At 33.0% G+C, this 23,680-nt stretch carries 12 protein-coding genes; 2 read left to right on the forward strand and 10 right to left on the reverse strand.

Going from position 1 to position 23,680, the window contains the following annotated elements:
- Positions 1–24 precede the first annotated feature (24 nt).
- The 8 genes from ACUXEY_RS12125 to ACUXEY_RS12160 all read right to left on the reverse strand — a co-directional run bounded on the left by ACUXEY_RS12125 (position 25) and on the right by ACUXEY_RS12160 (position 17,863).
- Positions 25–1,479: a pyridoxal phosphate-dependent decarboxylase family protein gene (locus ACUXEY_RS12125; RefSeq protein WP_429603459.1), complete on the reverse strand. Its 1,455-nt coding sequence runs from the start codon at positions 1,477–1,479 to the stop codon at positions 25–27.
- Between the two features lie 55 nt (positions 1,480–1,534).
- Positions 1,535–8,545, reverse strand: a complete 7,011-nt coding sequence (locus ACUXEY_RS12130; protein ID WP_461300793.1) for an amino acid adenylation domain-containing protein — start codon at positions 8,543–8,545, stop codon at positions 1,535–1,537.
- A 32-nt stretch (positions 8,546–8,577) separates the two neighbouring features.
- The gene (locus tag ACUXEY_RS12135; RefSeq protein WP_461300794.1) at positions 8,578–9,555 is read right to left on the reverse strand and encodes a SagB/ThcOx family dehydrogenase; all 978 of its coding nucleotides are present in this window, start codon (positions 9,553–9,555) and stop codon (positions 8,578–8,580) included.
- Between the two features lie 871 nt (positions 9,556–10,426).
- Entirely contained in the window at positions 10,427–12,985 is a 2,559-nt protein-coding gene (gene pulA / locus ACUXEY_RS12140; protein ID WP_461300795.1) for a type I pullulanase, read from the reverse strand.
- Between the two features lie 485 nt (positions 12,986–13,470).
- Positions 13,471–15,174 (reverse strand): M4 family metallopeptidase, encoded by a 1,704-nt coding sequence (locus tag ACUXEY_RS12145; RefSeq protein WP_461300796.1) that lies wholly within the window; start codon positions 15,172–15,174, stop codon positions 13,471–13,473.
- A gap of 458 nt (positions 15,175–15,632) precedes the next feature.
- Positions 15,633–16,598, reverse strand: coding sequence for a DUF4179 domain-containing protein (locus ACUXEY_RS12150; protein WP_461300797.1), 966 nt, complete (start codon positions 16,596–16,598; stop codon positions 15,633–15,635).
- Positions 16,599–17,129: an RNA polymerase sigma factor SigX gene (locus ACUXEY_RS12155; RefSeq protein ID WP_001193462.1), complete on the reverse strand. Its 531-nt coding sequence runs from the start codon at positions 17,127–17,129 to the stop codon at positions 16,599–16,601.
- Positions 17,130–17,383: 254 nt separating this feature from the next.
- The gene (locus ACUXEY_RS12160) at positions 17,384–17,863 is read right to left on the reverse strand and encodes an AraC family transcriptional regulator (protein WP_048525801.1); all 480 of its coding nucleotides are present in this window, start codon (positions 17,861–17,863) and stop codon (positions 17,384–17,386) included.
- Positions 17,864–18,600: 737 nt separating this feature from the next.
- Between ACUXEY_RS12160 and secY the strand changes: the two genes are divergently transcribed.
- Entirely contained in the window at positions 18,601–19,905 is a 1,305-nt protein-coding gene (gene secY / locus ACUXEY_RS12165; RefSeq protein ID WP_461300798.1) for a preprotein translocase subunit SecY, read from the forward strand.
- A gap of 17 nt (positions 19,906–19,922) precedes the next feature.
- On the opposite strand, the gene ACUXEY_RS12170 is transcribed toward secY, so the two are convergent.
- Both ACUXEY_RS12170 and ACUXEY_RS12175 read right to left on the reverse strand, forming a co-directional pair.
- Complete coding sequence (locus ACUXEY_RS12170) at positions 19,923–20,960, reverse strand: DnaA N-terminal domain-containing protein (protein ID WP_461300799.1); 1,038 nt, start codon at positions 20,958–20,960, stop codon at positions 19,923–19,925.
- A gap of 135 nt (positions 20,961–21,095) precedes the next feature.
- Positions 21,096–22,013 (reverse strand): DMT family transporter, encoded by a 918-nt coding sequence (locus ACUXEY_RS12175; protein WP_461300800.1) that lies wholly within the window; start codon positions 22,011–22,013, stop codon positions 21,096–21,098.
- A gap of 146 nt (positions 22,014–22,159) precedes the next feature.
- On the opposite strand from ACUXEY_RS12175, the gene pdxR reads away from it, so the two are divergent.
- Positions 22,160–23,593: a MocR-like pyridoxine biosynthesis transcription factor PdxR gene (pdxR, locus tag ACUXEY_RS12180; RefSeq protein ID WP_461300801.1), complete on the forward strand. Its 1,434-nt coding sequence runs from the start codon at positions 22,160–22,162 to the stop codon at positions 23,591–23,593.
- Positions 23,594–23,680: the final 87 nt, after the last annotated feature.

Raw genomic sequence — 23,680 nt, forward strand, 5'->3', positions numbered from 1 at the left:
GCTATGTAAAATTCACCTAATATATCAAGGCTGAGAAACAGATATAAGATGTTTAGACGAAGTGTTTATTTCCTCTGCTACTGCTTTTATGTTCATCATGATTTGAAGCATTTCTTCTATTGTTGTCCTTGGATTGATAGAGCAAAGTCGAATTACTACTTTTTCTTTCAATCTAGTCGTACTTAGCATAGCAAATCCTCTTTGATTAATTTCTTCCACCAATTTTTTGTTTATTTCATGAATTGTATCTGTAGATGTTAGCTCACATGGAATATAACGAAAAGTAACAATTCCTAATTGGGCAGGTGTTACTACTTCCCAATCCTTTTCTTTCCTTAAAAACTCTTCAACTTGTTCAGCTAGCATAATGCCATGATCAATTGCCTCACGAAAAGCTGTAACTCCGAATGCTTTAAAAGAAAGCCATACTTTTAATGCTCTAAATCTACGAGAAAGTTCAATTCCACGCTCCCCAAAATTCACTTTTTCTTCTATATTGGTTTCCGTATCCTTAATATACTCCGGGATCATACGGAACGTTTTACTTAAATATTGGCTATTTTGAATGAGTACACAACCAACATCATAAGGCTGAAAAAGCCATTTATGCGGGTCTAACGTCAAAGAATCAGCACGATGAATCCCGCTTAACAACTTCCTCCCTTTTTCACTAAGAATTGCTGCAGCCCCATAAGCACCATCCACGTGTAGCCATATATCTTCATCACCACATACATCAGCCAATTCATCGAGGGAGTCCACCGCTCCGCAATTCGTTGTCCCTGCATTCGCAATAACACAGAATGGTTTTTTCCCTTTTAATCGATCTTCTTTTATTTGCTTTCTTAAAGTACTAACTGAAATTTTTAAATCTTCATCTGTCTCAATTCGGCAAATTTGATGCTGTTTAAAACCTAATACTTTAAGTGCTCGATCTACAGAAAAATGAGTTTGGCTAGAGAAATACACAACCGCATTTTCTATGTCATTGTTCAGCTTGACCTGTCTCGCTACAGTAAGTGCAGTCAAATTAGCCATAGAACCGCCACTGACAAATAGTCCTTCAGCTGAATCAGGGAACCCTAGCATTAATTTTAACCAGTTAATTGTCGTTAATTCAATTTGTTCAGCACCTGCACCTACTATCCAAGCTGTAGGAAATACATTAAACCCACTTGCTAAAAAATCTGCTACTACACCAACATAATTATTAGGACCTGGCACAAAAGCCATAAAATGAGGATGATCCACATGAGTAATTTGATTAAACACATTGTTATTAAGAAAATGAAGTAACTCATTTGGATTAGATCCTTTTTCCGGAATCGTTTCAATTAGCTTGTCTCTAAAAATATTACTATCAATTGTTTCCGAAACTGGTTTACTTTTTAAATGATTCATATGATCAACAATCAAGTCAACCGCTTGATATCCTAACTGACGCATCTCTTCGGCTGATAACTGCAAGTTTTTTGTCATATAGTTTACTCCTATTCTATTTAAAAAGGCGAGTTCTTGCTCGCCTTTTCATTTTTTATAATTTGTAATCACCGATTGCTTGTATTGGATTTTGAAGAATCATGTTGATTAACCGATGCATGTGATTCAATATTTCTTGTATTTTTGCTTCTTCATATACGGTTTGATCATATCCAAACTTTATTGTAAGTTTCTCTTCAGGGAAGCACATAATTCCATACTTTACATGCGGCTCATCAACAACTTCGTAATCTGTGATAGCAAAATTTCTGTTTTCATTTGAAGAGAAGATAGCTTGGTTAGTTGGATAGTTTTCAAAAACCCAAAGATGGTCAGTCAACTGATTTTTTAATTCACTTTGCTTTTGTATATCAACAAATGAATAGTATGCATACTCATTACATTTCAATGTTTCTAGTTGTACTTTTTGCAGGAAATCTACAAAAGTTTGTGTTTCTGTCCATGCTAGTCGGATAGGTAAAACATTTGTGAACAGACCGAACATATTTTCAATTCCTTCTACTTCAGGAGGTCTAACTGATACGAGATTAGGTAATACTACTTCTCTCGTTCCATTGTATTTGCCAAGCAATATTCCCCATACAGCTAGTAATGCTGTATTCATAGTTATATTGTTTTTAGTTACAAATGTCTGTAACTGACTAGTTAAATCCTTATCTAAGGTTAAATCCATAAAAGTGAAGTTTAACCCTTCACTTTTAGTTGGCACTTTCTTTTTAGGAATACTAGTCTTTCGATTGTATCCTGATAAATAATCCCGCCAAAAATGACGTGCTTTCTGATGGTCTTGTGCTAAAGTCCAGTCTATGAATGTTTCAAAAGGTTTTACCATAGGTAACTCCGCCGTAGTTCCGGCATTTTTTGTTTCATAGAGCTGGAATAATTCGTCTATTAAAATGCTGACGCTCCAACCATCACATAATAGATGATGCGAACTCCAAACCACCTTATGCTCGTTATTACCTAGTTGGAATATACAGACACGGTTCATGAGTTCATCATTTTTGAATCCTTGACTTAAATTTTCACTCATCCACTGGTCTAGGAATTCTTGCTGTTCTTGTTTCGTCATCTCAATCAAGTTTTTTATTTCTGAATTTATTTGAACATCATATAGAACAGCTTGCCAAGGTTTTGCTTGTTCATCTTGCACAATTATTGTTCTTAAAGAATCATGACGATCAACTAATTGTTGGAAACACTGAATAAAGAGTTTAATATCCAACTCCCCCTCAAGTGCCCAAATTATTTGTTCAAAATATGCATTTGTATCAGGTTCATTCGTAGCATGCTCATAAATAACTTCCTGGAAAGGTGCTAACGGGTAAATACGTTCTATTTCTACATCCGGCATTTTTTCTTGTATTTTGGTAAGTGTATGTTGATTAAGTTGTTTATCTTTAACATTTAGTAATGTAGCTTTATTATCGTTCATTATGTTTACATCATTTGTTTGTGAACTTGAAAACTGGTCTAGCTTTTTAACAAATTGAACCATGTCGCTTAATATAGGAAATGAAAATAGATTTTTTGGTTCAAGCTCAAATCCTTGTCGATACAGTCTGACGGACACTTGAATCGCTTTTATCGAATCTCCACCTAAGGCGAAGAAATGATCATTTACTCCAACTTGATCTATTTTGAGTACTTCTTGCCAAATACTAGTTAATATTTTTTCCATTTCAGTTTTTGGAGCAATAAATACTTCATTTTTTTGTTTCTCTGGAGTGGGGAGCGCTTTTCTATCTAATTTCCCGTTTGGAGTCAAGGGTAATTGTCCCAAATAAACAAAATAAGAAGGAATCATGTAATCTGGCAAGTGATCTCGCAAATGCTTTCGTAGTTCTGTTGTACTAATATTTTGCTCAGTTACCACATATGCAACTAAAAATTTTATTCCATTCTCATCTGTTTGATCAATTACGACAGCATGTTCGACTTGTTTGTAAGTTAGAAGACAATGGGCAATTTCTTCTAACTCTACTCGATATCCTTGAATTTTCACTTGATAATCTTGGCGGCCTAAAAATTCAATATATCCCTCAGGATGCATTTTCCCACAATCTCCTGTTTTGTATAAAAGACCAAAATCAGGATGTGATACAAATGCGTCATTCGTTTTCTGTTCATCATTTAAATATCCTTTAGCAAGGCCAACTCCCCCGATATATAAATCTCCAATTACACCAACAGGGCACATTTTCTTTTCATAGTTCAACACATAATACGTTTGGTTTGCCAAGGGCATCCCGTATGGAATACTATTCCAATGTGATTCCACCTGTTTGACCGGATAATAAATTGACCAAATCGATGCTTCTGTTGCCCCTCCTAGTGAAACTACTTCTGCAATCGGAAAATGTCGTTTTATTTTTTCTGGTAAAGAAAGCGGTATCCAATCTCCACTATGTAAAACTAAACGTAAAGAAGAATGTTCAAAATGAGAACCTACTTGATCCAATGCCAAATCCATGATTGCAGGCACTGTATTCCAAATTGTAATCCCTCTACGTTCGACAGTGCGGATTAATTCTTGCATGTCTCTTGGATCACGAATCATTACCAACATTGCACCTGTGCTTAAAGCTCCAAAAATATCGTATACAGATAGGTCAAAACACATGGAAGAGATACCAATAATACGATCATCTTCATTTACCTCATATTTTTGATTTATGTCTTGAATAGTATTTGTGACCGCTTGGTGAGTAATAATTACTCCTTTTGGTTTCCCTGTACTTCCTGAAGTGTATATAATATAGGCAATATCTTCTGGACCAGCAATAGCGGGCATATCTTCTGTTGTATAAAATGACAAATGATTTTCTTCATAAAGACTAGGTTCTAATAAAAGTTTGCATGAGCTATTTTTTAAAATATATGTTTGGCGATCTAAAGGATGATCGGGATCAATGGGAACATAAGCGGCACCTGCTTTTAAAATACCTAACATATTAACGATTGTGTCAACTCGCCTTTTTGCTAAAAGACCCACTTTGTCACCTAGACCAATGCCTTGTTCTTTTAAGAAGTGGGCAATTTGATTGGAGCGTTTATGAAGTTCCGAGTATGTTAACCATTCTTGTTCAAATACCACTGCTACTTCATCCGGTGTACGTTTTACTTGGTCTGTAAATAATTGATACAGAGTAGTTGAAGGTATTTTTTCTGTTGTTTCATTGTATTGCTTAATTAAAGTTTGATCCGATTCTTTCATCTGCAAAGATGTTATATCGCTTTGTTTCACCAATTGTTCCAATAAGTCAACAAATTGGGAAAACATTGCTTCTATTACATCAACATCAAACAACTCTTCAACATAGTTCCAGCTAATTAATAACTCTCCATTTTTTTCAATTACTACATTATCCAAATACACTTGTGGAGTCCGAGCATGAATATAGCGAAGAGAACCAAGTTGTTCCCAAGAGAAAGCACCTGCACCCGCTAACATCGAGGTGAAAACGATTGGCATAACTGCTTTTGGCGTCATTTGATGATAACGAGTAAAATCTCGAATAAAGTTAACTCCATCGTAATGACGATGTTCAAGGCCATCTAATAAAGTAGATTGCGTTTCTTCTACTCTAGTAAAGAAAGTTTGCTCTGGTTTTACATCAACATCCAATAAAATAAGCGATGTGAAATCTCCAACAATCTGTTCTACTGCATCATGAACAGGATAACGGTTAAATACAGTCAAATTAATTGCTAATCGACGTTGATTACTCCAATATGCCAACACATCACCATATATTGTACAAAGTAGAGCGGAAGGTGTTACCTCATTCTCTTGTGCTAACTTTCGTAGCTTTGTCCATTTTTCATTGTCCATGATTTTTGTAAGTGATTGGAATTTAGGAGTAGCAATCTCTGCTGGATCCTTTTTTAACAGCAAAGAAGGTGCAAACGGAAAGTCAGGAAGCTTACTTGTCCAATAATCTTTTGCTGTTTTATATTCTTCACTTTGTTCCATTTCATCATAGATAAACATGTAATCTTGAAAATCAAAAGATAGAGATTCTAATTTTTGATTTGGTTTATAATAATAATGCAACAAATCCTGTCCAACAATGTTCATGCTTGCTCCGTCCATTAATAAAGCGTCGTATCGAAAACATAATAAATACATGTCTTCTTTTAAAAGAAAGGCTTTTAATTCAAACAAAGGCCATTGCCCCAAAGGGAATACATGGTTAGTCATTCGAGAACGCTCTTCTTGTAAGCGAGCATTTTGATTCCTATCATCTAAATCTATGAGACTCACTATTTCAATCTCGTAATCAGGAACGCTTTGTAATATTTGCTGTTTTCCCTCTGGTAAAATTACAGCTCGCAACATTGGATGACGATGAATTACCTTTCGAAAACTTTTTGAAAGACGATTGATATCCAACGCTGTTTCATATTCAAAATATGTTTGAGGTGAAATACCACTTAATTCAAACTGTGAATTCCGTCCTAACATATACGCTGTCTGAACTTCTGTTAAGGAAAATGGCTTAGACAAATCTTTAACATGAGTTGGTCTACTTTCAAAGTTTTCCTCTTTATGCTCTAACTTTACACAAGAACTCAGTTGAGCGATTGTAGGGTGCTTAAAAAAATCTGTTGTACTTATTTTTAAGCAGTCTTTTCTTAGTAAATTAATTACCTGAAGTGCTTTAATGGATTCTCCTTTTAATGCAAAAAAATTATCATGAATACCGATTCCCTCAATCTCCATAACTTTTTCCCACGCACGCACTAATTTTTGTTCAATTTCATTGCGCGGAGCAACGTATGGAATTGATACATAATCCGTTTGTGTTATATCCAATAACCTTTTTCTATCCACTTTTCCATTTGGATTCAATGGAATCTCTTCTACCTGAATCATTTTTTCAGGAATCATAAACTCAGGTAATTTATCACTTAAATATTTTCTGATTTCACCAAAAGACACTTTGCTATCCGATACATAGTAAGCAGCTAATAATTTCCTATTTCCATACACTTGATCAACAACGATAACTTGGTTTACTTCTGGATATTCCCTTAATTGAGTTTCGATTTCTCTTAATTCAATCCGATACCCCCGAATTTTCACTTGATGGTCCATTCGACCTAAATATTCAAGTTCTCCATTAGGCAACCAACGAACGAGATCACCTGTATGATACATCGTTTCTCCTGCCTTAAAAGGACTCGGTACAAATTTTTCATCTGTTAGTTTATTTTTACCAAGATACCCTCGTGCTACCGCTATGCCAGCAATGCAGAGTTCACCGGGAATTCCAAATGGTTTTAATTGGCCATACTTATTCAATATATAGGAATGATAATTCGGATTAGGTTTGCCAATCGTAACTTCTTTGGAAGTGCTCAAGTCTTTCACTGTTGCGCAAATGGTTGTTTCTGTGGGACCATAAATATTTAAAATTGTTGCTTCACTAATACAACGAATTTTTTCAACCAAATCAATGGAAAATGCTTCTCCTGCTAATAAAATAGATTTTAAATCTTTTAGAAAATTTGCCCCTTCTGGATCACTCAAAATCACTTCCATTCGCGATGGCGTTGATTCCCATAAATCCACCTTATGTTTTTTGACTAAATGAGCCAATTCTTTTGTTGCAAACTGCTCCTCTGTAGCAATTACTACTTTTGAACCTTGCGTTAAAGGAAGACATATTTCTAACAAGGAAATATCAAAAGATACACTAGCAAGAAACAAGAATGATTGATTATCCTTTACTTTTTCTCTCATTACATTTAAAAAATGAACTAGAGATTTTTGTTCTATCATTACTCCTTTTGGATTTCCTGTCGATCCTGATGTGTAAATAACATAAGCCAAATCATTAGGATTATGTTCTCGTACTAAATTACTTTCTTCACCTTGGGAAAGATATTCTTTATCAAGATACAGTACTTCACCCGCAAATTGTGGCAATACCTCCTCTGTTCGCTTACTAAGTAAATATCTTGCTTGACTATCTTGTAACATATATTCAATTCGTTCAGTTGGGTAGTTAGGGTCGATTGGTAAATAGGCTGCTCCTGCTTTTAAAATCCCCATCATACCAATAATCATTTCTAATGACCGATCTACCATAACGCCAATAATACTTTCTTTTGAAACACCTTTACTTTGAAGAATAGAAGCCAATTGATTCGCTTTCTTATTCAATTCTCTATATGTCAAAGATTGATCATTACAAACAACAGCAATTTGATCTGGAGTTTTTAATACTTGCGCTTCAAACAAATCTTGAAATGATTGAAACAAGTCTATGCCCGTTTGAAAAGTATTCAATCCTTCTAGCAACTCTTTTTCTTCTTCTGCAATAATACAAATATCTTTCAATGCCAAATTCGGGTTGTGTGAAACTTGTTTTAAAACATAACAATACGAATTGGCAAACTGTTGCAAAGAAGAGAATGAATGGGACTTGCAAGCGATTTGAAATTCAAATTCATTATGTATTTCATTCCATTTTCTTCGTATCCATAGGGCTAAATTATTCTCTGCGTATTCTTCTAGCGAATTTTCATTATGTAATCCTTCCATCCCGATTACAATTTGAAAAGGAGTTAAATTGTGTTTAACTAATAATTCAGAGAGCGGATACTCCTGATTTTCATACCCGAATAAAGTCGTTTGTTCAATCTCATTTACTAATTGTTTAAAGGTGTGATGCGGATGGATTTCACTTCCTAAAGGAATCAACTTATTAAGATTCTCACTTTGTTCAAGATTCTTTTCAATGATAGGAATACCAATAGTAATTCTTTCTTGATCTGTATAATGTGCCAAACAAACCCTTAAAGCGGCTTGAAACCAGCTAAATAATAATAAATCTTGAGACCTACTTATTTTTTGTATACTTTTACTAAACTCTACATTCACTATGACTCGAACGTACTCACAAGGTGTTTCTTTATTTAGTTGGTAATTGCTATTAAATACAGAAAAATCGAGAGCCTCGGAAGTTAATTGCTCCTTCCAAAACGCTTCTACTTCTTTATTTTCATTAATCGAACTTCGATCTTTAATGTGCATTTTTATCTTTATCCCCCTAATATTCATTTCTTCTACTCGTTAATTTTCAAGCCAACTTCAAGCCCATGGAGAAACACTTGATGGTTATCCAAACATAAAAATTGCTGAATTTCTTCAAATTTCATATGACCAACTGAACAAACCCCTAAATTTAATGTCTCAGCAACCATATTTAAGGTAGCAGTGATAATGCCTGACTCAATACAAGCAAATAAATATCCATTTGAACCGTATTTCGGGATGGAAGCGTTCGCATTATAAACCAAATAAACTGAGAAGGCAGATTGAGTAAATAAATCCTGATTAATTAACTCATGATCACTTTTGATTACTTGATCAATGTTGTTTATAATCACAAGACTATTTTTTGATGGGTTATAATAATAAAATCCAGCTTTCATACCCTCTATACGTTTTGGTTTTACATAAACAAAGATATCAATTGGATAGAGCCCGCCTGCACTTGCGTAATGATAGTATATTTTTTCTTCCCTAACCTGTTTTAGAGTTGATAAGAATTGGGAAAATTCCGAATAACTAATTTGTTTTTCCATATCAAATTGACGACAAGACCTACGTTCCTTGATTATAGTGGGTAGCTCATCTGTTGTTTCAAGTTGAATTTCGGTTGACTGTGCAGCAACGTGCGTGCGATTTAATTGTTCACTCATATACTTATCTAACTCTTCTTTAGAAAAGCGAATCTGGTTGCTATATGGATTTGGAAAAATCTTTTCTTGTGAAGAAAATACTTCTCTTGGGTGTAATATGTTACTTACTAACACACGATTTTTTACCATGAGCTCTATGGTTTTTTGTGTCTCTTCTACATTTCCTAACGAAAAGCGCTCTACTAGTTCACTGATTTTCACACCTTTTTGAGCCATAAAATAAAAATCAGGAAACCACTCAGACAAAATACCTGTAAATCTCATTTCCCCTATCAAAACTTCATTATGCAACTTCTCCCAATGCTTAATCGGAGACCAGTAATAAATTTTTTCGCTCATATAATCCTCCATAAACGTTTAACTTATTTTTGAAATGCAATTTTCTAATCTACAAAAATTTTTTTAGATTCTGCTCCTTGTCTCATAGTGATTATAATTACATGCCCTTTAACGAAACTTGAAAATAATGAAATAACTTTTTCTTCATTAAATTTTTTTATTTCATCATAAAAAATGATTTTTCTTTTGATATTTCACATCCTTTCCCATAGTAATCCTATAAGGTATAAACCATTTATAACATTGAGAATATTCATGTATTTCCAATGTGAAATTATTGTAATGGATTGGAGAGCGGTTGAATATAGTTATTAAATCAAATAATGTTGAGAAAGTTTTATTTATTATATTGATAAAATTTTATGATGTAATTTATTACAAATAGATTAAGAAAAGAGTTTTAAATTTTTCTTAATCAGTTAGTGTGAAGATATCACATACTATTACATACAATTGAGTTATTTACATTTCATATTCAAAATAGAGAAAAGACACCATTCAAGGTGTCTTTTCTCTATTTTAATTCCATATACTTTTTACGCCTTTGTTATTTTTAAACGATTTGTAGGAATTAATACAACTCGAACATCTAGCTCGTTATATGTTCGAATATATAATAAACATTATATGAATTACGAATGTATTTCATATAATTTTACAAATAAACTCAAAGATATCTTCTCCCCCTACTGTCACAATAGCAATAATCTATTGCTTATTTCTTTTATTAAATTGTAATATAATTACAGTATGTGAAATTATATTACATTAACTTTAAAAACGAAGCGAGAATAACCTTCACTTCGCTTTTTTCATTTGCAATCCTTATTAACTTTGCTCAATTCAGTATTTATTTCCACACTCTTCGCTTTTATTTAATCGGTTTTTCTGATTTTAAAACAATGGAACTTAATGCAGGAACTTTAATTTTATTGTCATAGACAACATAAAGTGGTTTACTTCCCGCCTGCTTGCCATCTACTAGTATTTTCCAAGGCCCTTTCGATGGAAGTGTTATTTCAACAGCTTCTCTATTTGCATTGTGAGCCACTGTAAAGTATTCATGTTTATTTCCCTCTATTGTATAAGCAACAGTATTTTTCGGAGCATCAATAAATGATACATGTGTTTTTATTTGCTCTGCAGATGTTATTCGAAAAGCTGGGTACTTTTTGCGTAATTCTATTAAGCCCCTCATATAATCTACTTCATTATTAAATGCTACACGGCGCAACCAGTCCATTTGGTTAATTGAATCAGGAGATTTGTAACTGTTATGATCACCATATTTCGTGCGCATAAACTCTTGTCCTGCATGTAAAAATGGAATTCCTTGTGATGTTAATAAAATCGAAGAAGACAATTTGTGCATTTGTTTTCGCACTTCTTCACTGTCACCTGGATTAGTTAACTCAAGTTTATCCCATAATGTATGATTGTCATGTGCTTCCACATAAGTTAATACCTGTTCTGGATCTTGGTAGGTAGACGAATCTATATCGTAGTCAATACCTGCCGTAATACCTTTTTTAATACGATCTTCCATGTTTTCCTTTCCATTTATAAAACCATTTTCCTTCTCCTCAAATACACTACCTTTCAACCCATCACGTATATTATCGTTAAAATGAGCAATCCCTTTCATTTTCTCTGCATTTTTTTGATTTGCTTTCAGCTCAGCTGCAAGAGGTGTATTTAAATCCCATCCTTCTCCATGTAGTATAATAGAAGGGTCAATTTGATTAACAGCTTTACGTATTTCATTCATCGTTTCATAATCATGAATACCCATTAAATCAAAACGGAATCCATCTAAATTGTATTCTTTTGCCCAATATGTGACGGAATCTATCATAAATTTCCTCATCATTTTTCTTTCTGACGCAGTATCATTTCCTACTCCAGTTCCATTTGCAAATGTTCCATCTTCATTGTAACGGTAATAATAACCTGGAACTAACTTATGGAAATTAGATTCAGCAGCGTTATACATATGGTTATATACTACATCCATCACCACTCGAAGATTATTATCATGTAGTGTTTGAACCATTTGCTTTAATTCAGTTATTCGAACAGTCGGCTCATAAGGATTTGTAGAATAAGAGCCTTCTGGAACGTTGAAATTTTTAGGATCATATCCCCAGTTATATTGCGGTTCATTTAAAGTCTCTTCATTTACAGAAGCATAATCAAATATCGGTAAAAACTGAACGTGAGTAACACCAAGATCCTTTATATGATCAAGTCCTGTTTTTACACCTTCTGGCCCTTTTGTTCCTTTTTCTGTTACACCTAAATACTTCCCTTTCTGTTTAATGCCACTTTCAGGTTGGATGGAAAGATCGCGTACATGTAACTCATAAATAATAGCATCTTCCGGATTTTTAAATTTTGGCTTTTTGTTTGCTTTCCATTTTTTCGGATTTGTTTCTTCTAAATCAACAACTGCCCCTTTATCTCCATTTACAGAAGCAGCACGTGCATACGGATCAACTGCTTCTGTCCACTTATCACCAATTTTGACCTTATACGTATAAAAGAGCCCTTTTTGGTTCCCTTTTAGTTCTGCTTTCCAAGTGCCCTTTTCCCCTTGTTGCATGTTTATTTCAGTACCTATTTTATCGTTCCATTTTTTATATGTAACTAACTTTGCTTCACTCGCAGTAGGAGCCCATACACGGAACTTCGTATGTTGTGGCGTATATATATTACCTAAATCGTTACCACCATAGTAAAATGAATGATCAAATTCCTCACTACGAATGACTTTACCGATTTCAGTATTCGTATTAGCTACGTTTTCGATTTTAACTTTGTATGATTGTTTTAAATCAATTTTCTGCTCCGTAATTATTTTAAACTTATTCGTAACATTGCCACTGTTTCTATCATAAGGACTAATATTCTTAATTTTAATGCCTTCAATTTCAATATTCCGTTCCTTAATATGAAACGGGACATTAGTCGTTACAGTAATTTCATTGAAACTATCAATAGATGCTTTTTGAATTGATAGTTCCGCAGAAGGCTTAGAGTTATATACTTTATCATCACCAGAAAGAATCCATACTTCAGCACGACCGTCCTCTATATTTTCAATCCAACGATCGCCACCATCTTTTTCCCAATCATTTGTACGAATGATAAATCCTACACGATTATAGTCACCATCTATATTAATTTTAGCGTACTTTCCAAATTCATCTTCACCAGTAAATTCATATGATGTACCATTTGCATTTTCTCCCCATATCCAAAGATTCCAGTCTTTTGTATTTCCAGACTGTTCTTTGTAATGAATGATAACTTCAGTTGTTTTCGAATTTGAAACTGCCTTTACACTTTGAAAAGAGAAAACAGATGATAACATAACGATTATAGTAAGTAATAAAACTGATTTGTTAATTAATCTTTTTATCATTTGCACCACATACACCCTTTCTTTAAATGGTATGAACGTTATATTCTGCTCGTACTACATTACAAATACTTAAATTAATCTAGAAATCTCTTTTATTTCACCCCCATACTGGCTAATTTCACATATGTATTTCAATGATCTTTTAACACGAAAACGCTTGCATTAATGTTCAAAAAAAATAGATTTGTTTATGTCTTCATTTATTTGTAAATACTAAAAGATCAGGGAAATCATTTTAAAGCAATCGTTTGTTATCGATTTCATTCTATAGTACTTCCCATCAAGAGGTCAATATATTATTAATTTTCAGTTTTTAAATATTAATCCTTATATATTTATCGTAACTTATTGAAGATAGACAGCTTTATTATCGCTTACTAAGTTTATTTTCACTCATACATTGCTGCATAAAAAACAGCTACTATCTTTAAAATGAAAGTAGCTGTTTTTTCATAATGTAATAATATATGAATGAAAACTATATTTCTAACTTACTTAATTTTTGCTGCATCAAATGCCTTTTGAACCGCTTGAACTTCAGCTGTATTCGCTCCATATGTATTCGTTGCCACTCGAATACATGCTGATCTCAATTCTTTGAAATTAGAAGTCATATTTAACTCATCTGTATTTGCATAATAGAAGATATCAAACATTTTATCTTCACCTATCCCTTTAACAGTTACACCGTTATGAGTTCCACCTTTTGCAATGAGATACGCAACTTTATTAATAATACTTGAATTAAAATGAACGCCACCTTGATCCCATCCATTAAAATCATTAAATTCACTGTAATCATCTGGATAAGGTACACCAAGTGAAGATGGAACAGAAGCCGGGTTTTCCATATCACGGAAAACAGATCCAGTTTGTTCCCCCATCGTCCAGTTAAAGTTTCCATTATTTACGTATTTCTCAATAGATGTTCCCATAATATCAGAAAGTGCCTCATTAATCGCACCAGATTCACCGTAGTATTCAAGGTTAGATTCGCTAGAAGTAACAGCATGTGTAAATTCATGGCCAGCTACGTCATATGCTTTGACGATAGGATCTCCATATACAAGCATACTTCCATTATTCGCACTTAAAGCATTCTGCCAATTTTTCGGATCATTCGTATCTCCCGAATCCCAAGCATGTACAACTGAAACTACCTTTTGTCCCTTATTATCAAAGCTATTACGCTTATATTTATCTTTATAAAAATCAAATACTTTTGTTGCTAAGTAATGAGCACTTACTGCTTTTGAATCGCTAAAAGTTGTCGAAGTACTAGTTGCTAATGTACCAGGATAATAGCTTTCTTCTTTAGTAATGTCTCTATAATTTACATCATATGTTTCAATTCCTTGGCCTCTTGTATAATCAGCAAGAGCATATTTGCCATTACTTTGTTTAGAGATACCAAATGTACGTGATATACCTAAATCATCTTTTCCTGTTCCAGTTAATGATGTAAGATTGCTTTTTTTACTTTTCTTTAATGCTCCAACTAGCTTTTCACTTGCTTTTAAGTTAGATTCTTGTACCATATTTTTTAACATATCACCATTTTGTGCATTTACTAAATAAGTTCCGGAAACATAGTTTGGTGTTGCAGCTTCAAATGTAACCTGGTATGCATTGCTAGCTTGTCCATTATTTTCATCAACAAAAATAACTTCTTTAACTTCTGGCTCAGAAATAAAATTGATATCGTTCCCGTACTTCGTATAAATATATTGTGTTGCTTCATCTTTTGATAGATTAATAGGTTTTTTCAATTCTTCTTGTTTTAAATTTTGCGCGCTATCACCTGAAACACTTTTAATAACACCGTTATTATCTACGTGTGCAGTTAATTGATGACCATATACTTCTTTTCCTTCGTATGTTTGCTGTATACGTACAAGTGTAGTCCCATCATATGAACCACGTTTTTGAAGAACTTTATAATCTACTCCTGTTTCTCCATTGACTTGCTTTGGAGAAAGAGCTTGTTCTGTTTTCTCCTTCAGAGCATCTTTTACTACATTCTCTGGTGCCTTTTGTGACGGTTGTGTAAGTTCACCCGAACGGAACGATTCTTCCTGAATTTGAACTTGTAGTTGATCTGTTTCTTCAGCATGACCTACTCCGTATGGTGCTACAGCTGTTAAAGCTAAGCCTGTCGTTAAAGCTACCTTAGTTAATGTGTTTTTGTTTTTCATTTTTTCACCTCGTATAATTTTTAAAATAGAAAGCTTGTACAAAGTATACTTGCTGTTTCTGTCGAAAAAAAGGGAAAATACACAATTTATGTAACATTATGCAAAATTACATAATGTAAGGACGTTGATATAAATAAAGAACAACACATATAAGTGGTTAATTTCAATAAAAAAAAGAGCTCCCTAAGGCGCTCTTTACATACGATTATAAATCATAAATGCATTGTGTCATTTATTAGTATATGCTCGTCTCATTAATTGTTTACTTGGTGATTTCTTTGCACATTAACCATTAAAAATCCGTTATCTAATACATTAAAATTCTTCGTTACTATTTGATTAGTAAATGAAAGAGAGAGTTAAAATAATGTAAGAAACAAACATGATAAAAGCAAACCAATAGATAAAGATAGCACTCGACATGTATTGTGTAATTCTTTTTTTCATATAAATTTGTTTTACTTATTTACTTTTTTAGGATTAATTTGAAATTGCCCTTTCCAAGATCCAACTATTTTTCCTATTTTATTTATGTCTACATCTAATGTTAAAGGTTGTTTAAAGGAACCTTTTCCTTCAGGACCTTCAACAAATGTAATGACACCTTCTGGTCTGTCTTTATCGCGAATGCCTACATGCTCTAACTTTTTTCCTTCTGACAATAATTCGAATGGTAAATTGTCTTCACCTTGAATAAATGATAATTGTGAAAACATACCATTTCCTGTATTATATTCAGGATTTTCTTCTTGTTGTCCGTTTACTTTTCCATCGCTTTTTATATCTAATCCATTTGTATCAAATTCAAATGGCATTAAAGTTCCATCGGCTTTTTCAACTCTATAATGAACAGATATACGTGCATCTGCCACATATAATTCTTTAAAATGTACAGTAATCCCCTGATCTGTTATCTTCTCATCCAGAGGCATGAACTTGCCATTTGACATTCCTTCTACCTTGTTATTATTTTCATCTCTTATCCCTTCGTTGACTACCTCATCTTTAGAAACTTCATTAGCAAAGTAAGAAGCAATATTAGTTGCTGCAACTTGAACCTGTGGAATCATAGCTATAGTAAAAATACCTACCGCAGCAACCACTGTATACATTAAGCGTTTTGATTTTTTATTCACATTTGAAAATACCCCATGCTTTCTTTCTGTCGTTTTATTTACGCTAAGTACATTATTAGACTCGTTATAATTTTTAAATGTTTGCCATGCTTTTTCAACATCAATGTTTATTTCTGGAGTCTCATGAGCAAGTGTTGAATCTTCCCACTGACTTAATTCCGTTAGCTCAATTAATAAATTTTGACACTCCTTACATTTGTCTAAATGCTTTATAAATTGTTTTCTTTCCTCACGGGAAAGCTCGCCATCAATAAATGATTGAATGGATCCCATTTCATAACAAGTCATTTATTTCCCCTCCATTTGTTCAAAAATTTTCCGGAACTTTAGTTTAGCTCGTGCCAACAATGTTCCAATAGACGAATCATCAACCTGAAGTACTTGCGCGATTTCTTTATATCGAAACCCTGAAAATTTCATTAATAATATCGTTCGATCTTGTTCTTTCATTTTTCGCAAAACCATTTGTACTTTTGTAATTTCTTCTTTTCTAATCCATTCATCATCTAGTGACGAATCAATTTGAACTTCTTGATACTGGGTTTCTTTATCGATTCTTGCCTGATGTCTTTTTTCAGAGCGAATGTAGTTATAGGCGACATAAGTAGAAGACTTTATAAGCCAAGCGCGTAAATTTTCTATTGATTTCCAATCCGAATGATACAGTTGCAAAAACACCTCTTGCGCTAATTCCTCAGCAACCGTCTGTTCTTTAATGATCCATATTATTTGTTTTACAACATACGCATAGTGTTGTTTAAACAACGCTTCAAATGTTATATGTGAAACATTCCTCTCTTCACTTTTTATTGTTTGCATGTGAATAAAACCTCTCTCTCGTTTGATGCCTGCATTATAGAGAAACCAGAATGCTCATTTTTGTGACAAAAAAATAATATTTTTTTATTATGTACTACTACGTACATTCATGATATAAACAAATATTCATATTAATTAAAGTAAACTTTTTTCTCAATAACAATATAAAACCCACTCTCAACTATTTTTAAGAGTGGGTTTTAAACTATTAAAAAAACAATTATTTTAATACCTCTTACAATTTATACTACTTTTCATTTGTTCTTTTTTATTGGTACAAATAAATCAACCTTTAATTTTCCTTCTAGGTCTTCTGCAACATTGTTCATACAAAACTCTAAATTATCCCTATCATAATCTGCACTATACTCACTATTTGGTAACCACACTGCGTACATGTATCGATAAACTTCACTTAATTTATGAGGTTCATCATAAAACTGGTATAGAGCGTATATACCTCCATCTACACATTTAAATTGCATATCTTGATGAGGTTCTTTTTCAAAGTTTTCAGGTACGGTAACGCAAGCATCATGTCGGCACTTCTGACTTGCAACAAATTCAGGATTATCTAATGAAATTCCGATAAATGATTGCTCTGGTGGATGTAGATTATTTTCATTTGCCCACTGTAGTAACTTTTCCCAATGATCTTGTGGTTCAAAGTAACTACCAACTCTTCTTATAAATGCCACTTCTAATTGCGGTAAATTCTTTATTATAACTTTCATTTACATCAGCCTCTCTATACATATCTACTCCATTTATTTAGCTCTCGTATATATGTATTCCTTCCTAAATAAAACAAATTCTCTAATTACAGAATCGATATAAAAACAATACTAAAGTTGTATGTAGTTCCATACTTTTACACGATTCTATATTCTTTTTAAATCGATATATTAATAATAAGAGAATGAAGGAGGTTTTGCATTGATTAAAGGACTATATGAAGCACACTTACCGGTTAGTAATTTACAAAATTCTATTTTTATCATTTAATAATTATTTAGTGTGCTTTCCTCATACAGAGGAACTTGCCACTTAATATTTATTAGTATATACACCATAAATTAAGCGAGAAAAATCTAGATGTATTTCACATAATTCTTTTTTAAAATTTCCATCTAATCTATTCACTTGCGTTCGTTTATCAAAAAATTTCTAACGATTAAATGCACATCCTATCAATTCATCATTAAATAAATGTAAAAAATGCCCCTATTCATTCATTTTTCATGCGTATGTATGTACATTTGTTAATTTATTCGATATATTATGTGTATTGAATGATTACGAAAAGCTTATTGGTCGCTTATACAACACCTTATATTTTTATATCCGTGAAAACTACAAAATGTATGTAAATCCATTTGTCAAATGAATTTAATGCGGAAGGAGGTTTGTGGTTACTTCATCGGGATATAACAATCAGTTTTGAACTGATAAAAATATAGGAGGCGACAACATGTTTCGTACGATTTCAAATTTCATGAGAGTAGCTGAGATAAGAAACAAAATTATTTTTACGCTAGCGATGCTAATCGTTTTTCGAATTGGCACGTTTATTCCAGTTCCTCATACTAACGCAGAGGTATTAAAAGTACAAGATCAAGCTAACGTTTTAGGTATGCTAAACGTATTTGGCGGAGGAGCACTGCAACACTTCTCAATCTTTGCTGTAGGTATTACACCTTATATTACAGCTTCCATCATAGTACAATTACTACAAATGGACGTTATACCTAAATTTTCGGAATGGGCAAAGCAAGGAGAGATGGGCCGTAAGAAATCAGCTCAATTCACTCGATACTTTACAATCATTCTCGCATTCATACAAGCCATTGGGATGTCTTATGGTTTTAATAATATAGCAGGTGGACAATTAATAACAGATCAAAGCTGGACTACATACTTATTTATTGCGACAGTTTTAACTGCAGGTACTGCATTTTTACTTTGGTTAGGTGAACAAATTACTGCTAATGGAGTAGGTAATGGTATTTCGATGATTATCTTCGCAGGACTTGTTGCAGCGATTCCAAATGTTGCGAACCAAATTTATTTGCAACAATTTCAAAATGCAGGCGATCAATTATTCATGCATATCATAAAGATGGTTTTAATTGGTCTCGTAATTTTAGCGATAGTTGTTGGTGTTATTTACATACAACAAGCCGTGCGTAAAATACCGATTCAATATGCAAAAGCTGTTTCAGGAAACAATCAATATCAAGGAGCAAAAAACACTCATTTACCTCTTAAAGTAAATAGTGCTGGTGTAATTCCAGTAATCTTTGCTTCTGCATTTTTAATGACGCCGCGTACAATTGCGCAGCTCTTCCCTGATTCAAGCGTCTCCAAATGGATTGTTGCAAATCTTGATTTTGCACATCCATTTGGAATGACACTTTATGTCGGTCTTATCGTTGCTTTTACATATTTCTATGCATTTATTCAAGTTAATCCTGAACAAATGGCTGAGAATTTGAAAAAGCAAAATGGATATGTACCTGGTATTCGCCCTGGTAAATCAACAGAACAATATGTAACGAAAATTTTATATCGATTAACATTTATCGGCGCAATTTTCTTAGGGGCAATTTCGATTTTACCGCTCGTATTCACGAAAATTGCTACGTTACCACCTTCTGCGCAAATTGGTGGTACAAGCTTACTTATCATCGTCGGTGTAGCACTTGAAACGATGAAGACTTTAGAAAGTCAGCTTGTGAAACGTCATTATAAAGGGTTTATAAAAAAAGTAAATTAAGTAAAAAACACAGTTGGTTATTTTTCCAACTGTGTTTTTAATTCTACTACCTTTAATTTCCCCACCAATATGTCAACCATTTTTTCCAAATTCACTATTTTTTCTTCTAAAGCTTGAATGCGTTTATCACTATCGCCTACGTCATTGTTTTTAAAATTATTAGTAGAGCCTTTGAGCTGCTCCCCTATTTCAGAAATTATATTATCAATAGTAGATTTTGATTTTTCACCATTATCGGTTACATATGTATTTGCTTTCAATTCAAATTGCAGTTCATATGTATTTCCAGTTAACCCTTTAGCTATTTCTGAAATTAAATCTTTATAAGAATGCTCAACCCATCCTTGTTGGAATTCATTTTCAAAATAAATGATCAATGAATTTTCATTTATTCTGGCTGTCGTTTCTTTGATCCACGTTTCATATGAAGGTCTTGAAATTATTACTTGCATTTTATCTTTTATTTCATTCCAAATTGTATCGGACTTTTCTTGTATGGAAGTAAGTGGATTATTTTGCACTTGATGAATCTGCGCTATAGAAGTAGTATTTGATTTTATTTCAAACCAAATTTGATATTCTTCATTAGTAATTTTCTGTACGGTACTTGAAATTATATTTCTGTACTCCCCTTCAAGCAAGTCACGATGAAACGCATCTTCACAAAAGATTATTAATTTATTATCTTCAATAGTAGCATTTGTATTTCTAATCCACGTCATAAATGTTTTCTCTGCTAATTTTGGTCTTAATACTTTCTTTACTTCATCCCAGCTACTAAGCCTTACTTTTTGAATATCTTTCAACTTAGATGGTTCGCCATTACATAGATCAAATTGAATTTCAAACGTCGTATTAAACATTTCTCTTAATGTATTAAATACTAACTCTTTGTAATGAGATTCTAACCAGTCACGTGCAAATTCATTTGGACAATAAATTATTAATATATCATCCTCTAAATAAACAGTAGTATTCGTAAACCAAGTTTCATATGATGGTTTTGAAATTTGCGGTCGAATTTTTTCCTTTACTTCAGTCCAATTTATTTTCATAATAACTCCCCCTCTATTTACAGTTCTCTTTCATATAGCTTAATAATATTAAGACTTTCCAATAAATAAAGTCAATCCGTATCTTTAATAAAATTAAAGCAGCCCTATTTTATACAGGGCTGCTTCTTTATACAACTACATTTCCTTCTCAAATAATCTCCCTTGTTTGAAATAAGACCGGAGTGTGGATCGATTAGCTAAAAATACACCAACTAAAATGAAACAAGCACCTATTCCCATTGTAGGATTTACAGGTTCTCCTAATATGAGATATCCTACAATAATAGCAATTAGCGGTGATACGTATAACCACGTTGACGGGAATACAGGATTTGTTTTTGATAAGAGCCAATAATATAATCCGTGCCCACCAATTGATCCGATAAAGATAAGATATAAAATAGGCCACTGTACACTCCATGAAGCTAATACAGTTACATTCGGTTGTTCTACTATGACAGACACGATTAGTAGTAAAACGCCTCCATAAAACATTTGAATGCCATTAATGAGAAATGGTGATACACTTTGTAAATCCGAAAGTATTTCTTTTGAGCGAATAGAGCCTATTCCGTAAAATAACTCGCCTATTATTAAAACAAAACAAGCGATACTCCATATCAAACTTACTTCTTGGTGCATTCCTGGTAAAGAAACAAAAACAACGCCTATTAGTGCAATAATCAAAGCTAACAGTTGCTCTTTTTGTAATTTTGTTTTACTTCTCTTTGCCTGTAATAACAAAATCATCATCGGCCCCGTAGCAGATAGTACAGCAGCTAACCCTGAAGAAATATATTGTTCCGCCCAGTATAATATAGCGAATGTCATAAATGTTAAGCAAAAACCAGCATACATAATACGTTTTGAAAATACGTGTGGCATTATTTCTTTTCGCTTTAACTTAAATATAATCATCAGAATTACGCCTGCTAAAAAGAAACGAATTCCTGCTGAAAATAATGGAGGCGCCCCTGCTTCAATTCCTATTTTTATCGTTAAAAATGTTGTTCCGAAAATAATACATACTAAAATATAATTGAAAATGACCATTTTCCTTCCTCCTTTTTACTCTTAACATGAGTATAGAAGGTATGGTGTATAACAGTGTATCAATGTATATAACAGTTACCTAAAATTGTAGTTGATTCTCTTTATATATTTCGCTTTAATTAAATAAAAACGAAAAAGGTGAAACCATGAAGATTGTCCTTCGTAAAGAATCTAACATACCGTATTATCAGCAAATATATATGCAAATTGTTGAAAGAGTACAAAGTGGTATGCTTTCGCATGGTGACTCACTTCCATCTTTACGCTCTATGGCCGAAGATTTACAGATTAGCCTATTAACTGTTCGTAAAGCATATAAGCAGCTAGAAAAAAAGTCATTTATACGTATTAAGCAAGGAAAAGGTGCTTATATACATAAACATGTAAAAAAAGATTTCAAACCAATTCCGTATAAATGGCAACAAACGAAAACGGTCAATGTTATGCGATCTCAATATGCAATAAATCAGCACCGGAAATATTACGATTTTTCACAAGCAATTTTATATCCTCGCTTATTACCAAATCCATTCTTGGCAGACGAAATGCATAAAATACTTAATAAAGACCAGCTGATCCTAGCAACTTATGGGCCAATTCAAGGTGATTATGAACTGCGAGTTGAAATAGCCAATTACTTACATGAACACCAGCAATTACTGACAGACCCATCTCGATTATTAATTACAAGCGGAGCACAACAAGGAATTGATTTAATTGCCCAAACATTATTAAAGCCTGGTGATATTGTATTAGTGGAAAGTCCTTGTTATAGTGCTGCACTTGATATTTTCATCAATAAAGGTGCTCAAATTATACCTATTTCCCTTGATAATCATGGGATTCGCTCCGACTTAATCGATGATATTTGTCAAAGTAAAAATCCTGTTTTATTGTATACGAATCCAACTTTCCAGAACCCAACAGGTACAGTAATGAGTAAAGAACGGAGAATGGAACTGATAGAACTAGCAGAGCTATATGAATTTTTTATAATTGAAGATGATTCTTTCGGAGAAATATATTTTGAGGGCGCGACTGTTCCCCCTCCGATTAAAAATTTTGATACAAACGGTCACGTAATATATATAAAAGGATTTAGTAAAACGTTAGCACCAGGACTGCGTATCGCATCACTTATTGCTGATGGACCTATTTTCGAATGGTTATATGCTGTAAAAGGTTCAATGGATATCGGTAGCCCTTTATTAACACAAAAAGCACTTTTACCTTTTTTACGTGCAGAACGTATGAAAAATCATTTAGAGAAATTACGTACAGCTTTACAAATTCGACGTGATATAACGATTGATATATTATCACCACTTAAAGAAATAAGCTTTGAAATACCAAATGGTGGATTTAATTTATGGATTACACTCCCTGATTCGATAGACCCCTTTACCTTATTACAAAAAGCAAATGAAGTGGATGTCTCTTTTTTACCAGGAACAGCTTGTTTATTAAATAACGAAATTAATAATAATCCATTAAGGCTTAGCTATTCTATGTTAAATGAAAAAGATATGTTGATTGGTTTAGAAAAATTACATGATACAATACGAAACTATAAGCTATAGAAGCATATGCACAATATCTTTAAGTTAAAAAGTAACTACCCCAAAATATTTTTGTTTTGGGGTATAATGAAAAATTTTGAAAGATAC

This window comes from Bacillus sp. F9_6S_D1_P_5 (assembly GCF_054823925.1).

Excerpts from the sequence above, each read along its gene's own strand:
- ACUXEY_RS12145 (WP_461300796.1), bottom strand. The coding sequence starts at position 15,174 with ATGAAAAACAAAAACACATTAACTAAGGTAGCTTTAACGACAGGCTTA.
- ACUXEY_RS12150 (WP_461300797.1), bottom strand. The coding sequence starts at position 16,598 with ATGACTTGTTATGAAATGGGATCCATTCAATCATTTATTGATGGCGAG.
- pdxR (WP_461300801.1), top strand. The coding sequence starts at position 22,160 with ATGAAGATTGTCCTTCGTAAAGAATCTAACATACCGTATTATCAGCAA.
- secY (WP_461300798.1), top strand. The coding sequence starts at position 18,601 with ATGTTTCGTACGATTTCAAATTTCATGAGAGTAGCTGAGATAAGAAAC.
- ACUXEY_RS12130 (WP_461300793.1), bottom strand. The coding sequence starts at position 8,545 with ATGCACATTAAAGATCGAAGTTCGATTAATGAAAATAAAGAAGTAGAA.
- ACUXEY_RS12155 (WP_001193462.1), bottom strand. The coding sequence starts at position 17,129 with ATGCAAACAATAAAAAGTGAAGAGAGGAATGTTTCACATATAACATTT.
- ACUXEY_RS12160 (WP_048525801.1), bottom strand. The coding sequence starts at position 17,863 with ATGAAAGTTATAATAAAGAATTTACCGCAATTAGAAGTGGCATTTATA.
- ACUXEY_RS12175 (WP_461300800.1), bottom strand. The coding sequence starts at position 22,013 with ATGGTCATTTTCAATTATATTTTAGTATGTATTATTTTCGGAACAACA.
- ACUXEY_RS12170 (WP_461300799.1), bottom strand. The coding sequence starts at position 20,960 with ATGAAAATAAATTGGACTGAAGTAAAGGAAAAAATTCGACCGCAAATT.
- ACUXEY_RS12125 (WP_429603459.1), bottom strand. The coding sequence starts at position 1,479 with ATGACAAAAAACTTGCAGTTATCAGCCGAAGAGATGCGTCAGTTAGGA.
- ACUXEY_RS12135 (WP_461300794.1), bottom strand. The coding sequence starts at position 9,555 with ATGAGCGAAAAAATTTATTACTGGTCTCCGATTAAGCATTGGGAGAAG.